At 41.6% G+C, this 22,130-nt stretch carries 23 protein-coding genes and 1 pseudogene; 2 read left to right on the top strand and 22 right to left on the bottom strand.

The window, feature by feature from the left end:
* Positions 1–52 precede the first annotated feature (52 nt).
* The 4 genes from RID53_RS24990 to RID53_RS24975 form a co-directional block, all read right to left on the bottom strand.
* A complete protein-coding gene (locus RID53_RS24990) occupies positions 53–2,080 on the bottom strand; it encodes a RiPP maturation radical SAM C-methyltransferase (RefSeq protein WP_446390665.1) in 2,028 nt (675 codons plus the stop codon).
* A gap of 65 nt (positions 2,081–2,145) precedes the next feature.
* The gene (locus RID53_RS24985) at positions 2,146–2,349 is read right to left on the bottom strand and encodes a hypothetical protein (RefSeq protein ID WP_446390664.1); all 204 of its coding nucleotides are present in this window, start codon (positions 2,347–2,349) and stop codon (positions 2,146–2,148) included.
* Positions 2,350–2,466: 117 nt separating this feature from the next.
* On the bottom strand, positions 2,467–3,603 hold the full coding sequence (locus RID53_RS24980; protein WP_446390663.1) for a sensor histidine kinase: 1,137 nt from the start codon (positions 3,601–3,603) through the stop codon (positions 2,467–2,469).
* Positions 3,604–4,370: 767 nt separating this feature from the next.
* Entirely contained in the window at positions 4,371–5,081 is a 711-nt protein-coding gene (locus tag RID53_RS24975) for a response regulator (protein ID WP_446390662.1), read from the bottom strand.
* A gap of 220 nt (positions 5,082–5,301) precedes the next feature.
* Here RID53_RS24975 and RID53_RS24970 point away from each other — a divergent pair, with 220 nt between their 5' ends.
* On the top strand, positions 5,302–5,436 hold the full coding sequence (locus tag RID53_RS24970; protein WP_446390661.1) for a hypothetical protein: 135 nt from the start codon (positions 5,302–5,304) through the stop codon (positions 5,434–5,436).
* A 55-nt stretch (positions 5,437–5,491) separates the two neighbouring features.
* On the opposite strand, the gene RID53_RS24965 is transcribed toward RID53_RS24970, so the two are convergent.
* The 15 genes from RID53_RS24965 to RID53_RS24895 form a co-directional block, all read right to left on the bottom strand.
* On the bottom strand, positions 5,492–6,397 hold the full coding sequence (locus RID53_RS24965) for a CoB--CoM heterodisulfide reductase iron-sulfur subunit B family protein (RefSeq protein WP_446390660.1): 906 nt from the start codon (positions 6,395–6,397) through the stop codon (positions 5,492–5,494).
* Positions 6,398–6,590: 193 nt separating this feature from the next.
* The gene (locus tag RID53_RS24960) at positions 6,591–6,908 is read right to left on the bottom strand and encodes a type II toxin-antitoxin system RelE/ParE family toxin (RefSeq protein WP_446390659.1); all 318 of its coding nucleotides are present in this window, start codon (positions 6,906–6,908) and stop codon (positions 6,591–6,593) included.
* Positions 6,905–7,237, bottom strand: a complete 333-nt coding sequence (locus tag RID53_RS24955; protein ID WP_446390658.1) for a type II toxin-antitoxin system Phd/YefM family antitoxin — start codon at positions 7,235–7,237, stop codon at positions 6,905–6,907. The genes RID53_RS24960 and RID53_RS24955 overlap by 4 nt, the downstream gene beginning before the upstream one ends.
* 119 nt (positions 7,238–7,356) lie before the next feature.
* Positions 7,357–8,355 carry an MraY family glycosyltransferase gene (locus RID53_RS24950; protein WP_446390657.1) on the bottom strand — a complete coding sequence of 333 codons (999 nt, stop codon included), beginning with the start codon at positions 8,353–8,355 and terminating at the stop codon, positions 7,357–7,359.
* Positions 8,356–8,391: 36 nt separating this feature from the next.
* The gene (locus RID53_RS24945) at positions 8,392–9,291 is read right to left on the bottom strand and encodes an NAD-dependent epimerase/dehydratase family protein (RefSeq protein ID WP_446390656.1); all 900 of its coding nucleotides are present in this window, start codon (positions 9,289–9,291) and stop codon (positions 8,392–8,394) included.
* Positions 9,279–10,439 carry a glycosyltransferase family 4 protein gene (locus tag RID53_RS24940; protein ID WP_446390655.1) on the bottom strand — a complete coding sequence of 387 codons (1,161 nt, stop codon included), beginning with the start codon at positions 10,437–10,439 and terminating at the stop codon, positions 9,279–9,281. Before RID53_RS24940 ends, RID53_RS24945 begins: the two co-directional genes overlap by 13 nt.
* Positions 10,440–10,476: 37 nt before the next feature.
* Positions 10,477–11,487 (bottom strand): NAD-dependent epimerase, encoded by a 1,011-nt coding sequence (locus RID53_RS24935; protein ID WP_446390654.1) that lies wholly within the window; start codon positions 11,485–11,487, stop codon positions 10,477–10,479.
* A gap of 9 nt (positions 11,488–11,496) precedes the next feature.
* Complete coding sequence (locus RID53_RS24930) at positions 11,497–12,777, bottom strand: nucleotide sugar dehydrogenase (RefSeq protein ID WP_446390653.1); 1,281 nt, start codon at positions 12,775–12,777, stop codon at positions 11,497–11,499.
* A 162-nt stretch (positions 12,778–12,939) separates the two neighbouring features.
* A complete protein-coding gene (locus RID53_RS24925) occupies positions 12,940–14,121 on the bottom strand; it encodes a glycosyltransferase (RefSeq protein ID WP_446390652.1) in 1,182 nt (393 codons plus the stop codon).
* A complete protein-coding gene (locus tag RID53_RS24920; protein WP_446390651.1) occupies positions 14,060–15,358 on the bottom strand; it encodes an O-antigen ligase family protein in 1,299 nt (432 codons plus the stop codon). The genes RID53_RS24925 and RID53_RS24920 overlap by 62 nt, the downstream gene beginning before the upstream one ends.
* Positions 15,355–16,176, bottom strand: a complete 822-nt coding sequence (locus RID53_RS24915; RefSeq protein WP_446390650.1) for a glycosyltransferase family 2 protein — start codon at positions 16,174–16,176, stop codon at positions 15,355–15,357. Before RID53_RS24915 ends, RID53_RS24920 begins: the two co-directional genes overlap by 4 nt.
* Before the next feature lie 13 nt (positions 16,177–16,189).
* Complete coding sequence (locus RID53_RS24910; protein ID WP_446390649.1) at positions 16,190–17,134, bottom strand: class I SAM-dependent methyltransferase; 945 nt, start codon at positions 17,132–17,134, stop codon at positions 16,190–16,192.
* Entirely contained in the window at positions 17,127–17,873 is a 747-nt protein-coding gene (locus RID53_RS24905) for an FkbM family methyltransferase (protein WP_446390648.1), read from the bottom strand. The genes RID53_RS24910 and RID53_RS24905 overlap by 8 nt, the downstream gene beginning before the upstream one ends.
* 5 nt (positions 17,874–17,878) lie before the next feature.
* A complete protein-coding gene (locus RID53_RS24900) occupies positions 17,879–18,727 on the bottom strand; it encodes an FkbM family methyltransferase (RefSeq protein ID WP_446390647.1) in 849 nt (282 codons plus the stop codon).
* Positions 18,721–20,193, bottom strand: a complete 1,473-nt coding sequence (locus RID53_RS24895) for an oligosaccharide flippase family protein (RefSeq protein ID WP_446390646.1) — start codon at positions 20,191–20,193, stop codon at positions 18,721–18,723. The genes RID53_RS24900 and RID53_RS24895 overlap by 7 nt, the downstream gene beginning before the upstream one ends.
* Positions 20,194–20,281: 88 nt before the next feature.
* Between RID53_RS24895 and RID53_RS24890 the strand changes: the two genes are divergently transcribed.
* Positions 20,282–20,509 (top strand): hypothetical protein, encoded by a 228-nt coding sequence (locus tag RID53_RS24890; protein WP_446390645.1) that lies wholly within the window; start codon positions 20,282–20,284, stop codon positions 20,507–20,509.
* 458 nt (positions 20,510–20,967) lie between these two features.
* Here the strand turns inward: RID53_RS24890 and RID53_RS24885 are convergent, their stop codons facing one another.
* From RID53_RS24885 to RID53_RS24875, 3 genes and pseudogenes are all read right to left on the bottom strand, one after another.
* Positions 20,968–21,252 (bottom strand): UPF0175 family protein, encoded by a 285-nt coding sequence (locus RID53_RS24885; protein ID WP_446390644.1) that lies wholly within the window; start codon positions 21,250–21,252, stop codon positions 20,968–20,970.
* A gap of 75 nt (positions 21,253–21,327) precedes the next feature.
* The gene (locus RID53_RS24880; protein ID WP_446390643.1) at positions 21,328–21,498 is read right to left on the bottom strand and encodes a hypothetical protein; all 171 of its coding nucleotides are present in this window, start codon (positions 21,496–21,498) and stop codon (positions 21,328–21,330) included.
* A gap of 404 nt (positions 21,499–21,902) precedes the next feature.
* Positions 21,903–21,971 (bottom strand): annotated as a pseudogene (locus tag RID53_RS24875) (type II toxin-antitoxin system RelE/ParE family toxin); the annotation flags it as partial.
* Between the last annotated feature and the right edge of the window lie 159 nt (positions 21,972–22,130).

Below are 22,130 nucleotides of genomic sequence, written 5' to 3'. Positions count from 1 at the left end.
AAGATGGCATCGAACGGGGTAAGTACCTGGAAACTAAAGGTGGAACAACTGATCAATTTGTGATTTCGCAGTAATCATTGACTCGTGACACCTGATGTCCTCGCTGTGTTACCTGTGATACCAACCGCTTCAACACCGATTTGTCGGGTGAATACTCACCCACTGACACCGCTAAACTGAGATAGGAATTGCCTTCGTTGAGCAGTAATCCCCGATCAACCAAGGGTTGAAGCATTTCTGCTACGTCTTGCACTGATATAGCATAACTGAAGCGGTTTGCAAGCAACTGGTGCAGGAAGTTAACGGTGCGGATACCGTCACAAGCCAGGTACAGCGTCTTCAAGGGTTCTGTCAGTGTGACTAACAATTGATGGGCAATCGGTCGCAAATCCCAAATTTGTAGGCTTGTCCCTTGGTCTACAGCAAACAGGGTACTGGTTTCATAGGCAGACTGCCAAGCGATGATTTCTTCTCTCACCCGACGGGTATAACGTTCCACATCTTGCTGCTGACAATACTTAAAGGTGAAGAAATAAGCAAGATTAGCAACCGCTTCAGGAGCGAATGGATAGATATAATGATAGGCGGGAAACGGCACAACCTCCTCAAAGCCAAACTCTTCCGGACGATCAAAATGAGGGCTGAAGCGGTCAATCCGGATTGCCCCTGCCCATTTAGGAGGTCGCAGATGAGTCAGTAACGGAATCAGATTTGCCATCTGGCTGTAGTCCTCTGGTGTTTCACCTGGAAAGCCCCACAACAGATTCCAGAACGGGGTAACACCTAACTCTTTACACCATTTGAGCAACTGGATATTTTGTAAACCGCGAACACCTTTTTGCATGAGTTCGAGAACGTGAGTGCTAAAACTCTCGATCCCGGGCTGAATCATCGTAATTCCGGCATCTTTGAGCAGTCGCACTTGCTCTTTTCTGAGATTGGCTTTCACTTCATAAAACAGTTCCAAATCAAGCTGGCGTGCTGCCATCTCTGGAATCAAGTCTTTGAAATACTTCATATCCAGGATATTATCGACCACAGAAATGGGATAACCTGGATATTTATCAATCAAATAGAGCAGTTCCTCCAAAGCACGAGTCCCTGACTTGCTGCGGTAGGTCATCTCCGTACCGTTGAGTCCACAAAACGTACAGTGCTTTTTTTCTCCCCACCAGCATCCTCGTGAGGTTTCTATTAGGAGTCGTGGCTGATAAGGTTCACTTAAGTGAGGACGAATTTTCTCCCACTCTTGGAAGTAGTCATCGTAATCTGGGATGGGTAGCGCATCCATCTGATGAACAGTCGGCGCATTCAAATTCCAATAATTGCCGATCGCATCAATCCGGTTTCGAGTATAAACCCCTGGCAAATCAGAAACAGGCTGGTTCTGGAAAACTCGGTGAACCAATTCTGGAAACACGCGATCGCCTTCACCCGATATAATGGCATCTACAAAGGAAAATTGGCGGATTGTTTCAATCCCCATCACACCTTGGCAATTCGCGCCGCCAAATTCGATAAACACCTCTGGCGCTTTTGCTTTCAGGCGTTTAGCCAGCGCCAGTGCTGCAACGTGTTGGTGAAACGTACTGGTAAACCCAACCAAGCGAGGACGATAACTCAAAACTTCTGCTACGCATTCATCCAGAAAGTTCTCAACTAAGCTGCGGATGTACAGAACATTTTGGATAAAGGTTTCAGAAACCGGTTTACTATTTGGATAAGACCCACGATGAGTTGGGGAACGTCCCCGTAGTACATCTTCAATAAAGTTTTCTACATCCTGCACCCTTGAGTCAAACAGGGCATCGGAAAAGACCCATTCTCCCACCAAATCACACACCGAGACTTCCCCACTTGTTGTCTCGTTATAGCGGGAAATGCCAATCTGTTGAGCAAAGCGGAGGGTGAAGTAACACACTTTCGTCGAGAGGTTTGCAGGCGCAAGTGAAGCCTTGAGCAAACCTAGTCCGATAGAGGGAAGCAGGGGACCAAAAGGCATACTCACTAGAACCACGTCTGCCTGTTGTTGCAAGGACGGTTTTACCGCCGATTTAGTCACCCGATCATCAACCATCATGATAGTAATTGCTCCTTGGCTCACCTGCTCTCTTGCATCGGTTACTTAACTTTTACCATCCTGCACTAGGGTGCTTTCATGCCGTATGCTTCAGCCTCTTTATGAACGGCTTGTTGAAAATCTTCCCACTTTCCACTGGTGAGCAAAGTCTTCATATCTTGATCAATTCCGTATTCGTCTAGTACGACCTCAGGATTTTCGTTAAATCTGTCCCGCTTATTTGTATCTTGGGCAAGGTCAGACAGCAAATTAAAAACTTTAGATGACATAGCCGATCTCACTTATCTGAGCTGAATTTTATTGCCCTTCATTTTATCTCTTTTTGGAGAAAATTAGGTTAAATATTTATTAAGAAACTGAATCTCTGTTGACTTTGACAACAAAACTCACGCCAAAGGCAGATAAAATCGAAACGTACTGCCCACCCCTAACTGACTTTCCACCTCAATCTCACCCCCTTGCAATTCCACCAATCGCTTTGATATCGCTAACCCAATTCCCGTTCCCCCAGTATTCGGATTGCGCGACTTTTCCGCCCGCCAGAACCGTTCAAACACATGAGGGAGATCCTCTGGGGCAATCCCCATCCCTGTATCCGTTACCGCAATCCATAACCTAGGAATCCGTCCTTTTCTCCCATCCCGTTCTACCCACACCCGTACCCTAATCTCACCCGTTTGAGTATGGCGAATAGCATTCCCTAAAAGATTCATCAGTACCTGTTCCAATCGGTCACTATCCGCCAAGACTCGCGGCAATTTCTCCGGACAATCTAACTGCAATACCGGACCTTCTTCCAACACCTGATCCGTAAACTTTTGTACCAGTGATTCTAACAAGGGACGCACATTTACAGGTTCCACTTTGATTGGCAGATAACCCGCTTCGGCTTTCGAGAGTTCCTGTAAATCATTAATTAATCGTTCCAATCGGCGCGTTTCTTTTGCCAACTGCTGATACATCGCAGGCGTTGCGTCCATCCGTTGTGTAGCCAGTTCTTCTAAATAACCCCTTAGTACCGTCAAAGGCGTTCGCAGTTCATGAGTCAAATCACTGACTAAATCTCGCCGTCGCTGTTCCACATCTTCTAAACTCACCGCCATTTGGTTAAAACTGCTGGCGAGTTGATTAATTTCAGGAATTTCACTGGGCGGAAGCCGTTTATCCAGCTTACCTGCGGCAAATTGTTGGGTAATGTCTTCAATTTGAGTCAGGGGTTTGACGATGCGACGAGACAACCAATAACTGAGTCCTCCCGCCGCCGTCGTGCCAACAATAACCGACCAAAACGTGCCGCGATTCCAGGCGGTTTGAAATCCTTTTAATAGAGAGGTACGAGCAACGCGAAAGATAACTCCTTTGCCTTCTAATTGTTGCAGATGCAAAATAAAGAAGCGCGGCGAAGACACTTTACTAATAATTAAAAGGGAACCCACGCCGACAATCATCACCAGCAAATGGGAGAGAAACAGGCGTGAGACTAAGGGTAAGGATTTGCGGCGGTGTAAACTGGTTTTACTCATGGGGTTTGATACAATTTTGGCTTTGTGGGCTTGGCTTAAGGCTTAAGTGAAGCCCTGAACTAAAGTTCGGGCTAAAAGCTAAAACCCGTTAAAACGGGTTGAAAGACTCTAGCCTAGTAGGTAATTCTTCATGAAGAGTCCCCTACAGACGGTCGGATCGCCCGCTTTGGTGTTTCTTTACAGGCAGGGGTTCTGAACTGTTGCGGGTTTGCATTGTAGAAAAACCAACCCGGTTTTCAGCCAATGTTGGTTAATGGAAGACCACTCAAAAGTCGAAACCAATACTACAACAAGCTAAAAGCTTTCCTTCAAAGCAACCTACCAGCCGAAAGCCGAACCAGTATTAAGCTGTCATGCATTTAAATTGGGTATTAGTAGCGAGCAAGATGCTCAATGTAGCGAGCAAGATGCTCAATGTAGCGAGCAAGATGCTCGCACTACACGGCTTTCACCATTATTGACATTAAGGTTTAAATGTCGAACAGCTTATCAAGGTAGTTATTCAAGAGGAAAGTTACACATCAAAAACATCAGCTATTGACTTAGAGCTTCCATCAAAGCAATCAAAATATGCTGGGAAGCGGGTTAAAAGAGGTTTGTTTCAGTCCAGAAGTGGACGTGTGATTAATGCGGACATCAACGGAAGTATCCAAATTATCCGCAAGTATATCCCAGAGGCGTTTACCGTCGAGGGAGTAGTGAGCTGCGCTGTGCAGCCGATACGGGTTAACCCAGTATGAAAGACTAAACTACAAGTTTCTATAAGTTTAGTCTACACGGTTATCTTCAAATTTATAACCAACACCGATCACCGTCTTAACAAAGGTCGGATTACTGGGATCTGGTTCTATTTTTTTCCGTAACCGGGCGACATGGGTATCAACCACCCGTTCATCGCCAAAGAAGTCATTCCCCCACAGTTTATCAATCAGTTGAGTACGATTCCAAACTCGACCCGGTTGACTGGTAAAGGTTGCCAACAGATTAAATTCTAACGTGGTTAAATCTAGGGGTTCTGATTCCCCAGAATCGAGTTGGCGACTAGCTGTATGTTGATCTACATCCACAGTAAAATGTTGGGTACGGTGGACGAGGGACTGTCCACCGTGACGCAAACTACGCCGCAATAGCGCCCGGACTCTAGCCACCAGTTCGGTAGGGCTAAAGGGCTTGACCAGGTAATCATCAGCACCTGTTGATAGACCAATTACGCGGTCAATTTCCTCTCCCTTCGCCGTCAGCATTAGAATATAGGGGTCTTTGGGTCCCGGTTTTTGGCGAATTCTGGCGCAAACTTCCAGTCCATCCAATCCGGGTAGCATTAAGTCAAGAATAATCACATCCGGTTGCTGGGTTTGGAAGGCTTGCATGGCGGCTAGTCCATCGCGACAGGAGTAGCAGGTGAATCCTTCCCGTTCTAGGGTAAGTTGGATGAGTTTGGCGATTTCCGCTTCATCTTCAACGATTAAAATATCCATATAAGTAGGTGGGAACAATTACAGTGAACGGTTTTGATCGTCATTCGTCATTCGTCATTCGTCATTCGTTTATGTAAAGGTTTGAGGATTATGTACAGGGCTGGTGGAGTGTTGGGTTGATAGGGAGCCAGAGCGGTTGAGTAAAGGGCGACCCGACCCCATTGAATGGACTGGTGTTGTGAATTAGGTCAAGCGGGTCGCCCCTACAGGGGAATTATAAATGTTGCTTTCATCCGTTGCAGATGCGATCGCTAATTTAGATCGAATGGCACTGAAAAGCGGGCATTATGAGATCGCCAAAACCTTTGATATACCCGCTCGGCTTCGCTCAACCCACCAGCATACCAGTCAGTAACATTCAATTTAGATCCTCAACCTTCAAGAAGTCGAGGATCGGTTAGGGGAATGGATTAGAAGCCCAATTTCTCTAAAACAGGTCGTGTGGACACAATATGCTTACTCAACCCCAACTCCTTGGGTGGAATCCCTAGCGCCAAAGCCACCAATTGCGGTAAATGTAACACAGGTAATCCCAGCTTACGCTCAATTACCTTTTCCACTTCCGGTTGACGAGAGTCAAGATTAAGGTGGCACAATGGGCAAGGTGTTACCATACAATCTGCCCCCGCGTCAATGGCTTCTTGGATATTTTTCCCTGCCATTTGGAAGGATTGCTCGGTCGCATAACTGGCAATGGGCCAACCACAACATTGGGTTCGTCCACGATAATAAACCGGAGTTGCGCCAACGGATCGAAATACATTCTCCATTGATTCAGGGTGAAACGGGTTGTCGTAGGGTATTGTGGTTTGTCCTCGCAGCAAATAACAGCCATAGAACGCAGCACATTTTAACCCGCTTAACTTTCGAGTGACCCGTTCTTGTAAGGCATCTAGTCCATAATCGGTGACTAACGCCCACAGCAAATGCTTGACCTCACTGTTCCCTTTATAAGGAGAACAACCCTCTTTTTTCAGTAAGCCATTAACTTGATCAATATAGCCCGGATCACTCTGTTGAAAGTCCTTCAAGCGTTCATCCACATGACCAATAACCCCCTGACAGGTGCTGCAATGGGTCAACAGGGGGAGATTGAGTTCCTCCGCCAAGGCAATATTACGAGCATTTACGGTATCTTCCAGTAATCGGGAATCTTCCTTAAATGTGCCAGAACCACAACAGGAAGCTTTTTTCAGTTCAATCAGTTCAATGCCCAAGGCTTGAGTCAGGGCGGCGGTGGATTGGTACAACTCTCGGCAAGCGCCTTGGGCGACACAACCAGGGAAGTAAGCGTATTTTAGGGTTTGAGATGGCATAGCAGTTAATCTGGATTCTCAGGATCAATTATCCCATCGCTAATCCTAATGGGTAGCGTTGGCAATGTTGGAATTTTTGGTTGAGTAAAGGGCGACCCGAGTCCATTGAGTGGATACAGGCGTTAATTGATGCCGTGCGGGTCGCCCACATTAACCTACGGTGACAAAACGCCGCTAGTCTACGATTAGATCTTCACATTTCTTCCTCTTCCCCTTCTTCGGCGAAAATACGCTCTATATCCCGTCTCCCATAAAGCACACGCACCACCTCAATTCCATTCGTCAGGGGAAAGTAAAAAATCAGATAGTTCCTAAATGGGAAACTCCGCAGTTCTGGTAACAACTCGTCACGAATACGCCCAATATAAGGGTTTTGGGCAAGGATTTCCAATTTGGCATAAAGCTTTCTCAGAAAATCTGCTGCCTGCTCTTGATTACTATTTTCTTCGAGATAGTCCCAGATAGCATCTAAATCTGTCTGAGCAAGAGGACGCTTGAAAATCTCGCTCATACACCTTGCTCTGTGCTTCGACGTTCAAGACTTCGTGCTTGACCTCGACGGATCACGTCTTCAATGTCAAGTGGTGTGGCTTCTCCGCTCTCAACTCCTTGACGGATTTCTGTCTGTAAGGCTTGCAGTTTAACTTTCTCTAATTCCGCTTCGAGTTCCTTGAGGCGATCTTGTAGATGTTGGAAACTGAGGGCATCTTGGACAATCACAGCCGCCTCACCGTTTATTGTCAGTACCATTGGTGCTTTCGTTTCTCGGATGCGTTCTATATAGTTACTGGCGTTGCGCTTAAAATCAGTGAGTGAGTGAATATCTTGAAGGTTAACCATAGAATAGAACTAAATTAAAATCTCTATTAAGACTCTAATTAGATGCTACAGGTTTCCTGATTGGTCGTCAATGGGACATCTAAGCTGGGATTGGCGATCGCACCACCTGGGGCAAATTTCTAAACGATCGCCCTTTTCGCCTGGAGATACATTTCCGCGATCGCGATCGCCATTAGTACCCCGATTAAACTGAAGCAACTCCCCAAAGTACCGAGAGTGGTAATTAACAGGATAATTAAGCTGGTGGCAATCAGGTAGGTGAGGGCAACTTGGCGATGAGTCCAACCGGATTGCTGAAGCCGCTGGTAAACATGGCTACGATGTCCTTTAAAGATGTTTTCTTGGCGGATAAGGCGACGGATTAGGGTATAAATGGCATCAGCGGTGAGGGGGAGAGTTACAGCCAAAGCAGACCAGGCTTGCACGGGATTATGGCTGTTAAGTAGGGCGATGGCGACACTCGCTCCCAAGACAGTGCTACCCGCATCGCCCATAAAGATTTTCGCGGGAGACCAATTCCACCAGAGAAAACCCAGGAGGGCGGCGGTAAGTAGCCAGAATAGGGGTTGGTTGAGGTATAGTGCTAGGAATGCCATCTGGAGGGCGGTGACACTGGCAACTAGACCATCTAAACCATCCATGAAGTTGTAGAAGTTAATTAGGGCGGTGATGCCAATTAGGGTGAGTGCGATCGCGATTATTTGACCTGGTATATCGAAGTTAGGGAGCCAGGGTAGGGGGAAAGAACCGAAACACGCGATCGCGAGACTGGCGACGGACAGATGTACGAGGTAGCGTATTCTGGCGGGAAGCCCTTGGCGGTCATCGATGATGCCAATGACGGCTAGGGGGGTGAGGATGAGCCACAGGAAGGTTGGGTTGGGGTTAATTAAGGGGTGGGAGAGGAGTTGAGGGAAATAACGGGCGAATAGAGTGGCAATTAACCCCGTTATGGCAAACGCCAGGATGAAACCCAAGCCACCACCACGGGGAGTCGGTTGGGTATGGGAACTGCGATCGTTGGGGATGTCCAGTAAGTGGTTGCTGAAGCGTCGTTTAATGATATTGGTCAGGAGGATACTCGCCAGTACACTGGCAGCCGTAAGAACAGTTAACATGCTTGTCTATTACACTTCTCACACACACATCTTTTACTATAGGACTCCTTGGCTGTGCATGAGTTCCACTTCTTGCCGTAAGCCAACCTCAAGCGATCGCGGAAAAAAGTCGAGGTCAGGTTGAGCCGCATCATGGGGATAGGCTTTGTCTTCTTGCAAGCGAAGAATTTGTTCCCGTCGCACTGGTGATTTAGTGCCAAGAACTTTCTCGGCGACTGTTGCTGACCAAATTCCAACACGCAGAGGGATGTAGATTGGACGCACAGGTTTGCCAAGCTGTTTTTCAACTATGGCTAGAAGTTCGCGAAATGTGACGATACTACCACCGGAAAGGTCGTAAGTTCCCTGGATAGTTGGGCGTTGTAGGACATGAAGAATAGCCTTGGCTAGGTCATCAGCATGAATCGGTTGAAGAAGGCATTGACCCGAACCAAACACGGGAAAGAAGCCATAGCGATCGCAAAATTTAATCAGCTTATGCAGGTTTTTATCACGGTGAGAACCGTAAATCATGGTTGGGCGCAGGAGACAGTAGTGACCTGGATACTGAATTAGCTGTTCTTCAATAGCTTTATAATCTTTAGCGTATTGGTTGTATTGGGAATAAACGCCAGTCGTGCCAATTACAATTAATCGAGGAGTTTTCTGGGCTTTTTTTAGGCTATCCAGAATAACAGGAACATGACGGATTGAAGCGATATGGACAATCGTACTGGGAATGTACTGAGCCAATATTTCATTCCAAGTTTCACACTTGGAGCTATCGCCTGTGAAGTAGCTCAGATTGAGGTTGAGGCGTTTGATCGAGGAGCAATCGCTGGTTGGACGCACTAGGCAGTAAATTTGTGAGCCTGGGTTTTGATCAGCTAGATTGCTGAGGAATAAAGTACCCGTTAAACCTGTTGCTCCTGTAAGGAGTATATTTATTTTGACCATATACCCAAATCTCTGTAGGCAGTTTGCAAGCGATCAAAAACCAAGCGTTCATCAAATTCTGATTCAGCACGTTGGCGACCAGCTCTACCATAAGCTTTTCTTAGAGCTGAGTTTGACAGCAATGTTGAGAGAGCTTCTGCTAATTTTTCGCTATCTTTAGGAGGAATAATCAAACCCGTTTTTTCATGAGCAACGGCTTCTCGACAGCCTCTAATATTTGTTGCAATCACAGGTATTTCCATCGCCATAGCTTCTAAGATTGAACGTGGTAAACCTTCTCGATAAGACGGAAGTGTAAATACATCTACTAAACCTAGCAACTCTGGAATATCGCTACGGAACCCCGTAAATGTGACATGCTTTTCTAAATTTTTTCCTGAAATTAATTTGCTGAGTTTTACTTGAAAAGCATCGCGTTCGCTACTTAACTGTCCTCCAATCACTAACAAATGAACATTAGGATATTGAAAACGAATGATATCCAAGGCATTAATTAATTCTAAATATCCTTTTTCAGCCGTAATACGACCTGTCATGCCAATTATGGGAAAAGCTTGATCCGGAATGTGTAGTTCTTTTTTTAAGATAGCTTGATTTTCTGGTATCAGCTTTAAGCGGTTAAATCGAGCTAAATCTACACCATTGCCCAAATAACGTAACTTATGAGCAGGACAAATGCCCGTTTTTTTTGCCGTTTCTAAATCTTCTTGGCTTTGAGTTAAAATCAAATCAGTAAACCAAGCCGATACTTTCTCAATTGAATGATAGAAACGATATTTTCTTGCTGCCATATTATCATGAAAGTAAAAACCATGAGCGGTATAGATTACTCGTGGCGCTCTCGCTAGTTTTGCAGCTACTCTTCCTAAAACTGAAGCCACAGGAGTATGGACATGAACTAAATCATACTGCTTATTGGAAATTAAATGAGTGAGTTTAGTAATACTTTTTAAATTAGAAATTGGAGCAATCTTGCGGTCAATTTGAATGGGATGAACAATATATCCCTGACTTTCCAGAGTTTTTAGTTCGTCGCCACGAGAGCAGGCGATTTCCACATCTAATCCTCGTTCAATAAAGTATTCTATTTGAGGAATTAGTAAGTTTTTTACTGTGAATCCAACTGCACAAATATGTAAAACTTTCATTAAGAGGTCGTGAGTGTTAATTGAGTCAATTCAAGTATTAGCAATTATAATAAGAGCGATACCAATCAACAAACTTTTTTATTCCCTCCTCAATTGACGTATTCGGCTTGAACCCAACATCTGCAATGATATCATCTATATCAGCATAATTGATCGGGACATCACCGGGCTGCATGGGTAACATATTTTTCTGGGCTTTGATTCCCAAACAAGATTCTAGAACTTCAATAAAGTACATCAATTCCACAGGTTGATTGTTGCCAATGTTATAAAGTTTATAAGGAACATAGCTGGTTGCTGGATCGGGTGTATTGCCTGACCAGCCTGGATTAGGGGTTGGAACTTTTTCAATGCTCTTGACAATACCTGCAACAATGTCATCAATATAGGTAAAATCTCGCCTCATTTTACCCTGATTAAACACATCAATAGGTTGACCGGATAGAATGGCTTTTGTAAATATAAATAAAGCCATATCAGGACGACCCCAGGGTCCATAGACGCTAAAGAAACGCAAGCCTGTTGTGGGAATTCCGTACAAATGGCTGTAGGTATGCGCCATTAATTCATTCGCTTTTTTTGTAGCCGCGTAGAGGCTGATAGGATGATCAACATTATCATGGACGGAAAAGGGAATTTTAGTGTTTGCGCCATAGACTGAACTAGAGGACGCAAACACTAGATGCTTGACTTGGGAATGGCGACATCCTTCTAAAATATTGATAAAGCCAACAAGATTGCTATTGATATAAGCGTGAGGATTTTCAAGGGAGTGTCTAACCCCTGCTTGTGCTGCTAAGTTAACGACAATATCAAATTTTTGTTCAGTAAATAGCTGCTTAATCCCGTCTGTATCAGTTAAGTCTAGTTTGTAAAAGCTAAAATTTGCCTGCTCTTCGAGTTGAGATAATCTAGCTTGCTTCAGAGAAACATCATAGTAGTGGTTCAGATTATCAAGTCCAACAACTCGATCCCCTCGACTCAACAACCGTTGACTCAGGTGGAAGCCAATGAAACCAGCAGCACCAGTTACTAAAACTTTGACCACGTTAATTCCTTATAAACTCCAGTAATGTAAGTGTGGGGGTAGTCTAGCCGGATCAAAGACTGATTTGACATCCATCAATACAGAATGTGATCGCAAGCACGCCAAAAGTTTCTCTTGAGGCAAATCCAAGTACCACTGATGGCTCACAGCCAAGATGAGTCCATCTAAATTTGATAGATTTTGCCATTCCACTAACTGAATATTATAGTCGCGTTGGGCTTCTTGAGCATCAGCTAATGGATCATGAATAAGAGGGTTAATCCCAAATTGCCGTAGTTCTTGAACAATATCAGGAACGCGGCTGTTTCTTAGGTCAGGAACATTTTCCTTAAAGGTCAAACCCAAAATCCCTACTCTTGCATTTTTGATGGATAAATTGCCTTGTACAAGCAGTTTAACAAATCGCTGACCGAGATAGGTTCCCATATTATCGTTGATCCTACGACCGGCAAGAATGACTTGGGGGTGATAGCCTAGTTCTTCGGCTTTTGTCGTTAAGTAGTAGGGATCAACTCCGATACAGTGACCACCGACGAGTCCTGGAGTAAATGGCAAAAAGTTCCATTTTGTTTGAGCGGCTTTGAGGACATCCTGAGTACGCATACCTAAGCGATCACAAATCAAGGCTAATTCGTTCATAAAGGCGATATTGAGGTCACGTTGGGTATTTTCAATGACTTTCGCCATTTCCGCTACTTTAATGGAAGGGGCGCGATAGATACCAGCCTCAATAATGGTGTCATAGACGTTAGCGACTCGTTCTAGGGTTTCAGGATCTTCACCTGCAACCACTTTGACAATTTTTTCAAGGGTATGGGCTTTATCACCTGGGTTAATCCGTTCTGGAGAATAGCCCAATTTGAAATCAATTCCTTGTCTTAACCCTGACACTTTGGCTAAGACTGTGCCACAGATTTCCTCGGTTACTCCCGGATAAACTGTGGATTCATAGACCACAACTGAGCCAGGGGTGAGAACTTTGCCGATTATTTCGGACGCTTTAATCAAGGCGGTGAGGTCGGGACGGTGATTGCGGTCAATAGGGGTAGGGACAGCAACGATAAAAAAGTTGGTTTCTACTAGGGCTTTTGGGTCATAGGTTAGTTTAAGCGAGGTAGTTTTCAGCTCATTGGGAGACACTGAACCAGTAAGGTCTATACCTTGTCTTAATGCCTCTACTTTTTCGACATTGATATCAAAACCAACGGTATTGGAAAATTTTTTGGCACATGCTAGGGCGACGGGAAGACCGACATAGCCCAGACCAATCACTGAAATGTGAACACTCATTCAAAATTACCTGCTTAATGTTGTGTTTCTAGCCATGTCTGAAACTTTAACACATCTCATAAATTATAAATTATACTGCCCATTAGATGTTCCTGATAAATATCAAATGCTTTTTTATGGTTTCAATGATGTATTTTAATCAATTTAAATTAATAAATTAATTTAAATTGATTGATTCCATAAAAATTTATATATTTGTGAGTATTCTTCATGCATTTTTTTTAAAGAGAAATTATCTTCAACTATTTTTCTATTAGCTTCACCTAACTCTTGAAGAGTATCTTTTGATTCCTGGCTTAATTTTTTAATTAGTATTGTCCATTCCTTAATATTAAAATCAATAACTTTAATACTACCTTTGCCCTTTTTAGCGATCTCTTTGTATGGCTTAATATTGGATAAGACCACAGGTTTTCTTAAAGCCATTGCTTCTAGTACTGCATTACCCAGACCTTCCCATATAGAACTTGATATGTAAACGTCAGCCTGAAGAACTTCTCTGTATACTGCTTCGCGAGAGAGACGCCCCGTAAAAAAAACACGATCATCAATTTTTAATTTTTTGGCTTGCTGCTTGAGATTTGGTAGTAAAATACCATCTCCAACTAGAGTCAATGTAATGAAGGGTGGCAAGTCTCGCAAAACTTTTAATAGAAATGAGATATTCTTAGCTTTTACGCATCTATTTACAGAAATTAACCGAAATCGCTGACCGACATCGTTGGCAAAGAGAGAGCGATTAGCTTCCCCGTTTGCAGCAATAGCATCAATACCTGTAATATCTATGCCATTAAAAATCACATTCAACTCATTTTTTCTTATGTTTCTAGCTATCTGCGGAAGAGCCAAATAGCTCGAGTAGCTATTACAACTCACCTTATCACAGAGTAAAATACTGAGAAAAGTACCGAACTTATTTAACGCACTGTATCTAGTATATACGCTGTGAACTGTATATAACTTCGGTAGTTTAAATCTGTTTGCCAATATCAACCATTCTATTATCAACATCAAGGCAGTTTTAGGATTATGTAAATGACATAATATTTGTTTGCCTTGCTGATGTGCCGCTTTAATAAAAGAATAAATACTTGTAAAAAACCGCCTCAAATTTCCGTAACATTCAATTATTTCTACATTATAACTAGCTATTTTAGTTTGGTAAATAGCCTTAGTTTTCTCATCGACAGGTAGGAATACTACTATAAAATGCTTTTCATCAGAATAATGTTTTGCTCTATACAAAACAAACTCATTCAGAGCCATGCTAGTAGGACTGATGTCATTGACCACAGTTACAATCAACTTGGCTTGCTGTTTTTTCGTAAATCTTTTTTTGTTCATTACAGGTCGAAAAAAGAATCAGTAATATCCATAGAAAAGGATGATAAAATGTGGCAATAACCAATAGATGCATGGCTCCAGCTAAGAATCCAGTCATAAACCAGAGCTTTCCTTGTACATTAGACATAGCTATTCTCAAAAATGAGATGCAAAGAAATACAGCAATTGGCAAGAACGAAATCAATCCACCTTCTAGCATCAAAAACAAGTACCAGTTAAATGAGCTATTCAAGCCAGAATCGGATTGATGTCCCACACCTATACCAAATACCAGAGATCTGCGTATATTGTCAAGGCTGGTTATCCAAGCAGTGACTCTTATATTGACGTGTTTATCATCTTGTAAAGTAACTTTAGTCAGGAGAGGATCTGTATATTCGTTGATAATTTCTCGAGATTGAAAAATATTCAAAGAAACAATAGAAAACAGAATAGTCACTATTACTATGCTCAGTACAACTAAAAATATAAGTCTAGGGGATATAGTTATTGAAAACTTGTGCCGCTTTTTTAAGCAGTTTGCCAAGATTAGACTGCAAGGAAGAAAAACAAATCCGGCGGCAGAAAATGTACTGAACCAGGCAAATATTACGATCAGAGTGAGAGAAATTTTCAACCAATATCTATAAAAAACTCTGCCAATACTATTCCAATGCCATAATTTCCATAAACCAATAGATCCCAGGGTATTAAAGTAGAAAGCAAGGATAGTTGGCTCATCTGAAAAACCATAGGCTCTGGGAAATCGTAGAAGATAAGTTGCTCTTGCTGGATTGTCTCTGGGTATTAGTGTTTGGATATCAAAGCCAGTCAAAAATTCTATCAAAAATTCAGATGTTGTAAATAAGCCTGTAAAAACAAGGGCAATTGTGTTGATTTTGAGTAGAGTGTGCCAGTTAATGTTTTGATAAACTATCCCTTTTAAGAGTAAATAACCTATGATGAAGACAGAAAAATAAGCAAGAACGTAGTTCACGGTTTTTCCGTTTAAATTTAAAAGTCCTGATAAGCACACTCCACCAAAGCATAGTATCACGAAAAAGTCTTCAGGTTTGTATGCTCTGCAAGGAATTTTTTGACCCTTGAGAAAGGCTTTTATAAAAACAACTACAATAGCACCTAAAATGACAATGTGTAAAGGAAATCTTTTGCCCAAAGAAAACGAATCTGTCCAGCTAGCAAAAAAAATATAGGCACAAATTAAATTTCTTAGTAGTAAATTACTTTTGGATTTCATACTTTTTCATGGAGGTGACTCCAGCGACGCCTGAATTTAATTACTACTTCTAATTTCAGTGACACTAAAGCAATTTTTATTATATCTCTAGTTAGTCTGTATACAATGCCAATTATTATATAGGAGAATCTGTATTTGTTTTTCCTAAGTAGCCTAAAAATTTGGACTATGGGCGAAATACACATTGAAGACGTAACACCAGTTTTTCGGAAATTTGTTACTACCTCATCAAGGTACACAGTTTTAAGAGTTTCTGAACCGTAAACCCGTAACATAAAATCATAATCCGATGCCGTTCTAAATTGCAAATCGAAAAGACCAATACTATCATATACTGTTTTTCTAACGAAACAGGTTGGATGACTAAAAGGTGTCTGTTCAGCAAAAGAGAAGCGACTCAGTCTTTTTCCATAAACACTATCTAGTTTACCTTGATTATTATAATTGGCGAGTCTACCATGTACTAAACCTATATTTGTATCACTCAGAAAAAGGGCGACGACCTTTTCGACAGCAACACTGCTGTACCAGTCATCACTATTAAGGATTCCAATAATTTCACCTTTTGCCAGCTTTATTCCTTTATTTATAGCATCATAGATACCTTTATCGGGTTCAGATATCCAGCGCATTCTACCTTGAAATTTAGGTTCATATTCTTGGATAATAGCTAGAGTTTCATCGGTTGAGTTTCCGTCTACTATAATATATTCAATATGAGGATAGCCTTGATTTAAAACTGACTCTATGGCAAACCTAATATAAGTTTGACTATTGCGACATACTGTAATAATAGAAACGAGTGGCTTACTCTCCATGTTGTAATAGTCCTCATTTTACTCTTGTTATCCAAAAGCATCCGGGCCAGCCATTTTCTTCGTCACCCAAGCCTACTAGTGATTCTCTCATTATCTGAGGATACTTATTGTAGATATAATTTCCCGCAAATACAATTTTAAAACTATCATTAAAGCTTAAAAACGTTTGAAGTAAATATTGTTCATTCCAAAATTTTTTTGCATTAATGACCCACTCCCTTGGGTATTCATAAGGAAAACGAATATCATGTATATGTACGATCGTTCCGACTGGAATTTTTGGTAGTAAATTTAAGTAAATAAAATGTACATCATTGCCACATTTAACAACATGGGATGAATCAATAAATAGTACATCTCCAGCGCTCAGGGATTCAAGAATTAAATTTCCTACTTTTTCAACTTTTTCTTGAATTAGGGTAATATGATCACTTTGATTGACAACATTTAAAAGAACGGCTGAGGGATAAGGTTCTATTGAGACTATTTCTCCAGTAAAATTTTCTGATTGGTTCTGTTGCAAAGCCCTCCCAGAAACTTTTGTAGAAAAACCCGAACCAATTTCTATAATCCGCCTTGGTTTATATTTTCTAATCATGCCATAAAGTATGGCTCCGTCACCATTGGACTCATATCCAGAGCATGTATATATCTTAAAATACTCTTCTCGGTACTTAGCGATTTCACTCAGTAAATTGAGCATTGCTTGATCATCAAAATCAATTCCCTCCGTGGGAAAGGTTTGACTAAAGTCATAATTTGTTAGCTCTGTCGTATCGGGTATAGGCCAGTAAAAGTGATTGGGAGAAACATGAATTCCCAATTTTTCCCATAAACTCCATGTCCTTATACAAAACTTTCTAATTCCTTTTTCTTTGAGAGTACTTAAATTTAACATTTTCCAAAATTTTCCGTTTTTTAGTTTAAGTAAAGCAGGAAACAATCTCTGACTATGCATTTTTCATGAAAATACTATCTTCTTGCAAAACCTGTCCATTTTTACGGCTACGTAACTGGTCAAGAGAACCGAAATAATCAAATCCAAGTTTTATCAGATGATTATATATATTGTCAAATAATGGCTGACCTTCATACAGTTTTTTAAAAGAGGTTTCTACGATAATTAGTTTGGCTCGTTGAATCGTTTTCTCACCACCCCGCAGAACTTTTTCTTCATAGCCTTGAACATCAATTTTAATCCAGAGAGGGTCAATAATTGGTATTTGTTCCGCTATGGTGTCTAGCCTTTCTACCTTGACGCTCAGAGGTTGGCTATGACGGGTATAAGGAAATTCGGTTTTATGCAAATCGGTCATTTTGAGAAATGAGGATGATGGTGTAAAGCTATTACAATCCAGAGGTAAATTACTTAAACAATCTCCCAGTGCAATATTAAATCCCTTAAAGTTGTTTACGCCTGCCATTCTCATTTGCAATTGCTGAAAACAAATTGGCAAAGGTTCAAATGAATAAATTTGTGCTTTCGGAAAAAGTGAATGAATCGTGACAGCAGATATACCAGCATGTGCCCCAATATCGAGAACTGTTTCTATCTTTAATTCATGTAGCCAGGGTTGATCTAAAGAGATAAACTTATTGACTGAACCACCCTGCAAAACAAGTGCCAATAGCTTTGGTTTTTCAATTATATAGGCTAATATCTGGAGACGGCGAGCAAGTTTTGGTAGTAGAGTCATAAACGTTAGTATTCTAATTTTAATGGTTTATTAGTGACGATAAAATTATAAATTTTTTTGCCAAACATAGAATCGTAATTATAAATTCTTATCAAAGAATCCCACGCATCTAAGTAATATAAATACATTCCTGAATTTATTATATTTTCTATAAATTCCTGAACCGAATATCCAAAACTGTTAACGTTAAGTTCAGAAGCCTCAAACATAACAATTATTTCTTGATCAGAAGACAATAGGCGATTAGAGCCTTCAAAAACAAGCTTTTCAGCCCCTTCCACATCAATTTTGATAAAATCAACTTTTTTGATTCCATATTCTTGTATAAAATTATCTAAGCTAATAGTTTTTACAGATTGCCACCGCTCGATACATTGCCAGGGATGATTAGTTTTAGCTAAAGAATTCATCGCTCCATCACGAGAAATGGCAAGTTGTGCTGTGCCAGTTGTATTTCCAACTGCACATTCAACAATAGTAACATTGTTGAGATTATTTATAGAAATGTTATGACGCAAGAGTTCTAACTCAGACTGTCCAGGTTCAAAAGCATACACATGTCCTTTTAATCCTACTTTTTTAGCTGCAATAATAGTATAAATGCCACCATTAGCACCAATATCGAAGAAGATACTTCCAGGCTTCAATGTTTGCTGTAAAAATCCAGTTTCCTTATTTTCAAATCCACCACAAAATAATGAGCCACCAATAGCACTTTTCAGAGGATAATCAAAGCGAGAACCATCATTTAATAAAAATGTAGTCAATGGTTTAGATGGAAAAATACATCTGATTTTCCATATATATAACAAAAAGCGGCGACGAATTTTTGAAAAAAAACGAACATTTAACATTTGTTTTTACTGATCTGCTGAATTAAAACTTTGAGATTAATGTTTTGTCTTGATTTAAACCAATTTATAAGGATAATGAATTGTAAGATAAGTATAATTATTTTATATTTTAATTCTATATAAAAAACATTTGTATTGATTAATACCGTTAACAAAAACCATACGAAAGGAAATTTAAACCACTCTAACCATAACCCAATCGGGATACTCAATCTTTTCATCCCCAATAACGTTAGTGAAAAAACTCCCAAATAGCCAACATTTCCTGCGACTGCTCCCAGCAAACCAAAACTGTGTAAACCAATAGTTATAAGAGCAAGTGATATTATCCCACTGACAAGTTGAATCACCATAAATTTACTCACAGCTTTGACAGCTAGGAGTACGTAGTAACCAACAGCATTCACAGAATAGAGTGAATAAATTATTGTTGCAGTATTAAATTCTGATAAATAATCCCTAGGAGATTGCCCAGGGAGTACTACTTGGATTATTTGCGGTGCAAATGCTAGAAGTCCAGCACCTAATCCTAGAGCAATTATACTATTGATTTCAAGTGCCTGTTTGACTTGTCGCTGTAGTGTTAATAGGTCGAACTCTTTTCTGGCAATGTGGTTACTTATCGCCGGAAGTACAGGTTGAATAGCCACAGCAGAAAATGAATTAATTTGTACCGTAACGTTAGTAATTGCTGCATAAACTCCCAATAAACCAGTACCTAATGACGCTCCGACTAATATTCTATCAACTTTATTAAAGAGGGCGCTGCCCAATGATGCCAACCAGGTCATTAAGCTGTATTTTGCAATATCCATTCCTTTAGTATTATTCCAAGCTATATATAGTTGATAATGTCTGAGTAGTAACCATCCTACCCAACCATGAACAATTAAAACGCCTATACTGACAACAGCTTGCCATTGCATCAGTTCAGTTGTCCGTCCACCTAGCCATGCCACTATTAACATACCTAGATGACTTAGAGTGATCTGGATTGTATTGAGAACATTCATTACTCCGTATTGCTCATGTGCTTGTTCCACTCCAATCAGAACTTTTTGAAGCAATTGCGCCCAGATTACAATTCCGCCGACTTGTAATGCTTGCACGGCTGCTAAATATTGCCTTTGCTCCAGTAAGGGAAATAAGCCAATAAGTCTTGGAGCACCAACCCATAAGACAATTGCAGCTATCGTGGCTAGTAGAAGCATTGTTCCTACTGTTACTGTTAGTGTCTGAGAGGCACTATCGGCATCATCATTAGCTAAATCCTTCGACAAGAAAACAGTGGTAGATACAGAAAGACCTCCCTCAGCTAGGCTGACAATCCCAACTGTAGCGGAAGTAAGCGTCCACAGACCATATTCCTCAACCCCAATTAGACGTATGAGTAGAGGAATAGTTAGTACAGTTAATCCCATACGACTAACAGCACCTAGAACATTGTACAGTCCGTTTTTGATCACTTACACTTGCTTGCAATGATTTGTACTACATGACGAGATTGAGGTCAAACCCAACTATAACACCCAAACGCAGCAGATCGACATCACCGTGCGATCGCCCGATACCCGTTTTATGGCTGAAGCTGGCTCCCAAGTCTCTACCCGGCTCCAGCAGCAGTTTCCAGCCAGATTAGGTCACGCGATCGCTAATAGTCTATTCCCCATTGAGCTGGAAATCAACCAGCCGCAACAAATTCTCCAACAGTTAGACCAACCAATTGCTCAAGTTCGCGACTCCAACAGCATCGATCCCCAACAGATTAGACCTGCTCCTTAGTACAAATAGTAGTATAGGACGAGATCGCCAGTTTTTCTCCAGCCAGTAGGGGAGGGACGGGCAACCCGACAAATTGAGGGGAATGGAGTTTTCATTAGTGCCAGCGGGTCGCCCCTACCTGACCCCAGGTGTTTTGGCTCATCCCTAAGGGGTGCGATCGCGTCCGGGGGAGACTCCTATCTGACCAAATTTCATCCTGGTTCGTTTCCCCTTGCCAATACTACGGGCAAATCCATTAATTTTCTTGAGGAACCCGAATCTTTTGTTAACCCGGATTCAATGGTAACTTGGTGGGTTACGGCGGATTTATTATTGAATGGTTCATTTCCTCAATTTAATACCGCCTAACCCACCCTACGGGTCTGAGGAAATATGTATCTTTTTGTAAACAGAACACAACAGTTGCAATTGCCCAATTTTGGCTAAAGCGATTAGGGGACTAGCATTAGACACCACAATCATTGTTCAGTTGTATTTAATAGGGTTTCTAGGAGATTTACCTCAGCCACTAAATCCTCTGGAGTTTGAGTAAAATAAGGAACCTTATATCGGCTCAAAAGCTGAATAAAATCCCATTTAGAGACCCCTGATAATTCTCCACCTTTACCTGAAGAAATCCTCCCTTTTTGAAATAACTCAAGGGCAATCAATTCTCGGATACGCTTTTCTAAGTCAGTTTCCGAGACATCAAGTAGCCCAAGTAAATCACGAGGTAAATTCAAACGAACCATTAATTCGTCCATGTTTAAATCTTGATTATTTGCGCTCAAATTTTAATCGACGCTGGCAACATAAATCTACACTACCAGTTTCTCCACCTAATCGCCACAGATGGTAACGGCTGACGCTCTAGACAATTGTGCCACAAATGCCTGATGCTCTGGAGAACCCAATCCCTCCTGTAGCACAGTCAGAACTCGCGACATCTCTCCCTGCAACAGTGCCTGTACATCCAAATTCCGCTTTTTTAAGATCAGGCATGACCCCATTAAAATGATAACTTGGTGGGTTACGGCGGATTTATTATTGAACGGTTCATTACCTAAATTTAATACTGCCTAACCCACCTTACGGGTCACGGTTGATCTGGGTCTAGTCTATAGGACGGCATATTTTTCCATGATATAAAATTACCTAAAATCTCCAGAAAAGTCAAGCCCTAATTCCATTTTTTTAGCCGCGATTACCCATCTGATGTCCCCTGAAAACTTGAACATCGGTGTTACGGCGGAACATTGAGATCCTCATCGGGAATCGGGTAGAATTGGGGCGAGGACAGAGTTACAAGGGATAAAATAGAGAACAATGGCGCAATCCTTGTAGTGCGAGCATCTTCCTCCCTACTAATACCCAATTTAAATGCATGACAGCTTATGCTTTCAAGAGCTAGTCAGCAACGTCTCGGAAAATTTTCCAGCGTCAACATAATTTCATAACATCCTCTAACCCAGCGATAAGCTCGTGAATCCCCTTTGTTCGATGTTTTGGCTGGGGGAACTTCAGTTTAACGGTTACTGGAGCGACGCTCTCGATAATTCCTCCACATATCCTGATGCTCTGGCGAACCAAGTCCCTCCTGTAGCACACTTAGAACTCGCGACATCTCTCCCCGCAACAGCGC

The sequence above is a fragment of the Coleofasciculus sp. B1-GNL1-01 genome, from assembly GCF_040220235.1.
GTDB lineage: Bacteria > Cyanobacteriota > Cyanobacteriia > Cyanobacteriales > Coleofasciculaceae > Coleofasciculus.
The sequence above is the reverse complement of the archived record's forward strand: the minus strand, read 5'-3'. Positions and strand labels throughout refer to the sequence as shown.

Bases quoted from the DNA above. Each gene is read 5' to 3' on its own strand.
- RID53_RS24925 (WP_446390652.1), bottom strand. From the start codon at position 14,121: ATGAACAAAAAAAGATTTACGAAAAAACAGCAAGCCAAGTTGATTGTA.
- RID53_RS24885 (WP_446390644.1), bottom strand. From the start codon at position 21,252: ATGGACGAATTAATGGTTCGTTTGAATTTACCTCGTGATTTACTTGGG.
- RID53_RS24990 (WP_446390665.1), bottom strand. From the start codon at position 2,080: ATGATGGTTGATGATCGGGTGACTAAATCGGCGGTAAAACCGTCCTTG.
- RID53_RS24930 (WP_446390653.1), bottom strand. From the start codon at position 12,777: ATGAGTGTTCACATTTCAGTGATTGGTCTGGGCTATGTCGGTCTTCCC.
- RID53_RS24940 (WP_446390655.1), bottom strand. From the start codon at position 10,439: ATGAAAGTTTTACATATTTGTGCAGTTGGATTCACAGTAAAAAACTTA.
- RID53_RS24980 (WP_446390663.1), bottom strand. From the start codon at position 3,603: ATGAGTAAAACCAGTTTACACCGCCGCAAATCCTTACCCTTAGTCTCA.
- RID53_RS24945 (WP_446390656.1), bottom strand. From the start codon at position 9,291: ATGGTCAAAATAAATATACTCCTTACAGGAGCAACAGGTTTAACGGGT.
- RID53_RS24880 (WP_446390643.1), bottom strand. From the start codon at position 21,498: ATGGGGTCATGCCTGATCTTAAAAAAGCGGAATTTGGATGTACAGGCA.
- RID53_RS24970 (WP_446390661.1), top strand. From the start codon at position 5,302: ATGTTGCTTTCATCCGTTGCAGATGCGATCGCTAATTTAGATCGAATG.
- RID53_RS24975 (WP_446390662.1), bottom strand. From the start codon at position 5,081: ATGGATATTTTAATCGTTGAAGATGAAGCGGAAATCGCCAAACTCATC.
- RID53_RS24910 (WP_446390649.1), bottom strand. From the start codon at position 17,134: ATGCATAGTCAGAGATTGTTTCCTGCTTTACTTAAACTAAAAAACGGA.
- RID53_RS24950 (WP_446390657.1), bottom strand. From the start codon at position 8,355: ATGTTAACTGTTCTTACGGCTGCCAGTGTACTGGCGAGTATCCTCCTG.
- RID53_RS24955 (WP_446390658.1), bottom strand. From the start codon at position 7,237: ATGGTTAACCTTCAAGATATTCACTCACTCACTGATTTTAAGCGCAAC.
- RID53_RS24965 (WP_446390660.1), bottom strand. From the start codon at position 6,397: ATGCCATCTCAAACCCTAAAATACGCTTACTTCCCTGGTTGTGTCGCC.
- RID53_RS24915 (WP_446390650.1), bottom strand. From the start codon at position 16,176: ATGGAGAGTAAGCCACTCGTTTCTATTATTACAGTATGTCGCAATAGT.
- RID53_RS24960 (WP_446390659.1), bottom strand. From the start codon at position 6,908: ATGAGCGAGATTTTCAAGCGTCCTCTTGCTCAGACAGATTTAGATGCT.
- RID53_RS24900 (WP_446390647.1), bottom strand. From the start codon at position 18,727: ATGTTAAATGTTCGTTTTTTTTCAAAAATTCGTCGCCGCTTTTTGTTA.
- RID53_RS24920 (WP_446390651.1), bottom strand. From the start codon at position 15,358: ATGAAATCCAAAAGTAATTTACTACTAAGAAATTTAATTTGTGCCTAT.
- RID53_RS24905 (WP_446390648.1), bottom strand. From the start codon at position 17,873: ATGACTCTACTACCAAAACTTGCTCGCCGTCTCCAGATATTAGCCTAT.
- RID53_RS24985 (WP_446390664.1), bottom strand. From the start codon at position 2,349: ATGTCATCTAAAGTTTTTAATTTGCTGTCTGACCTTGCCCAAGATACA.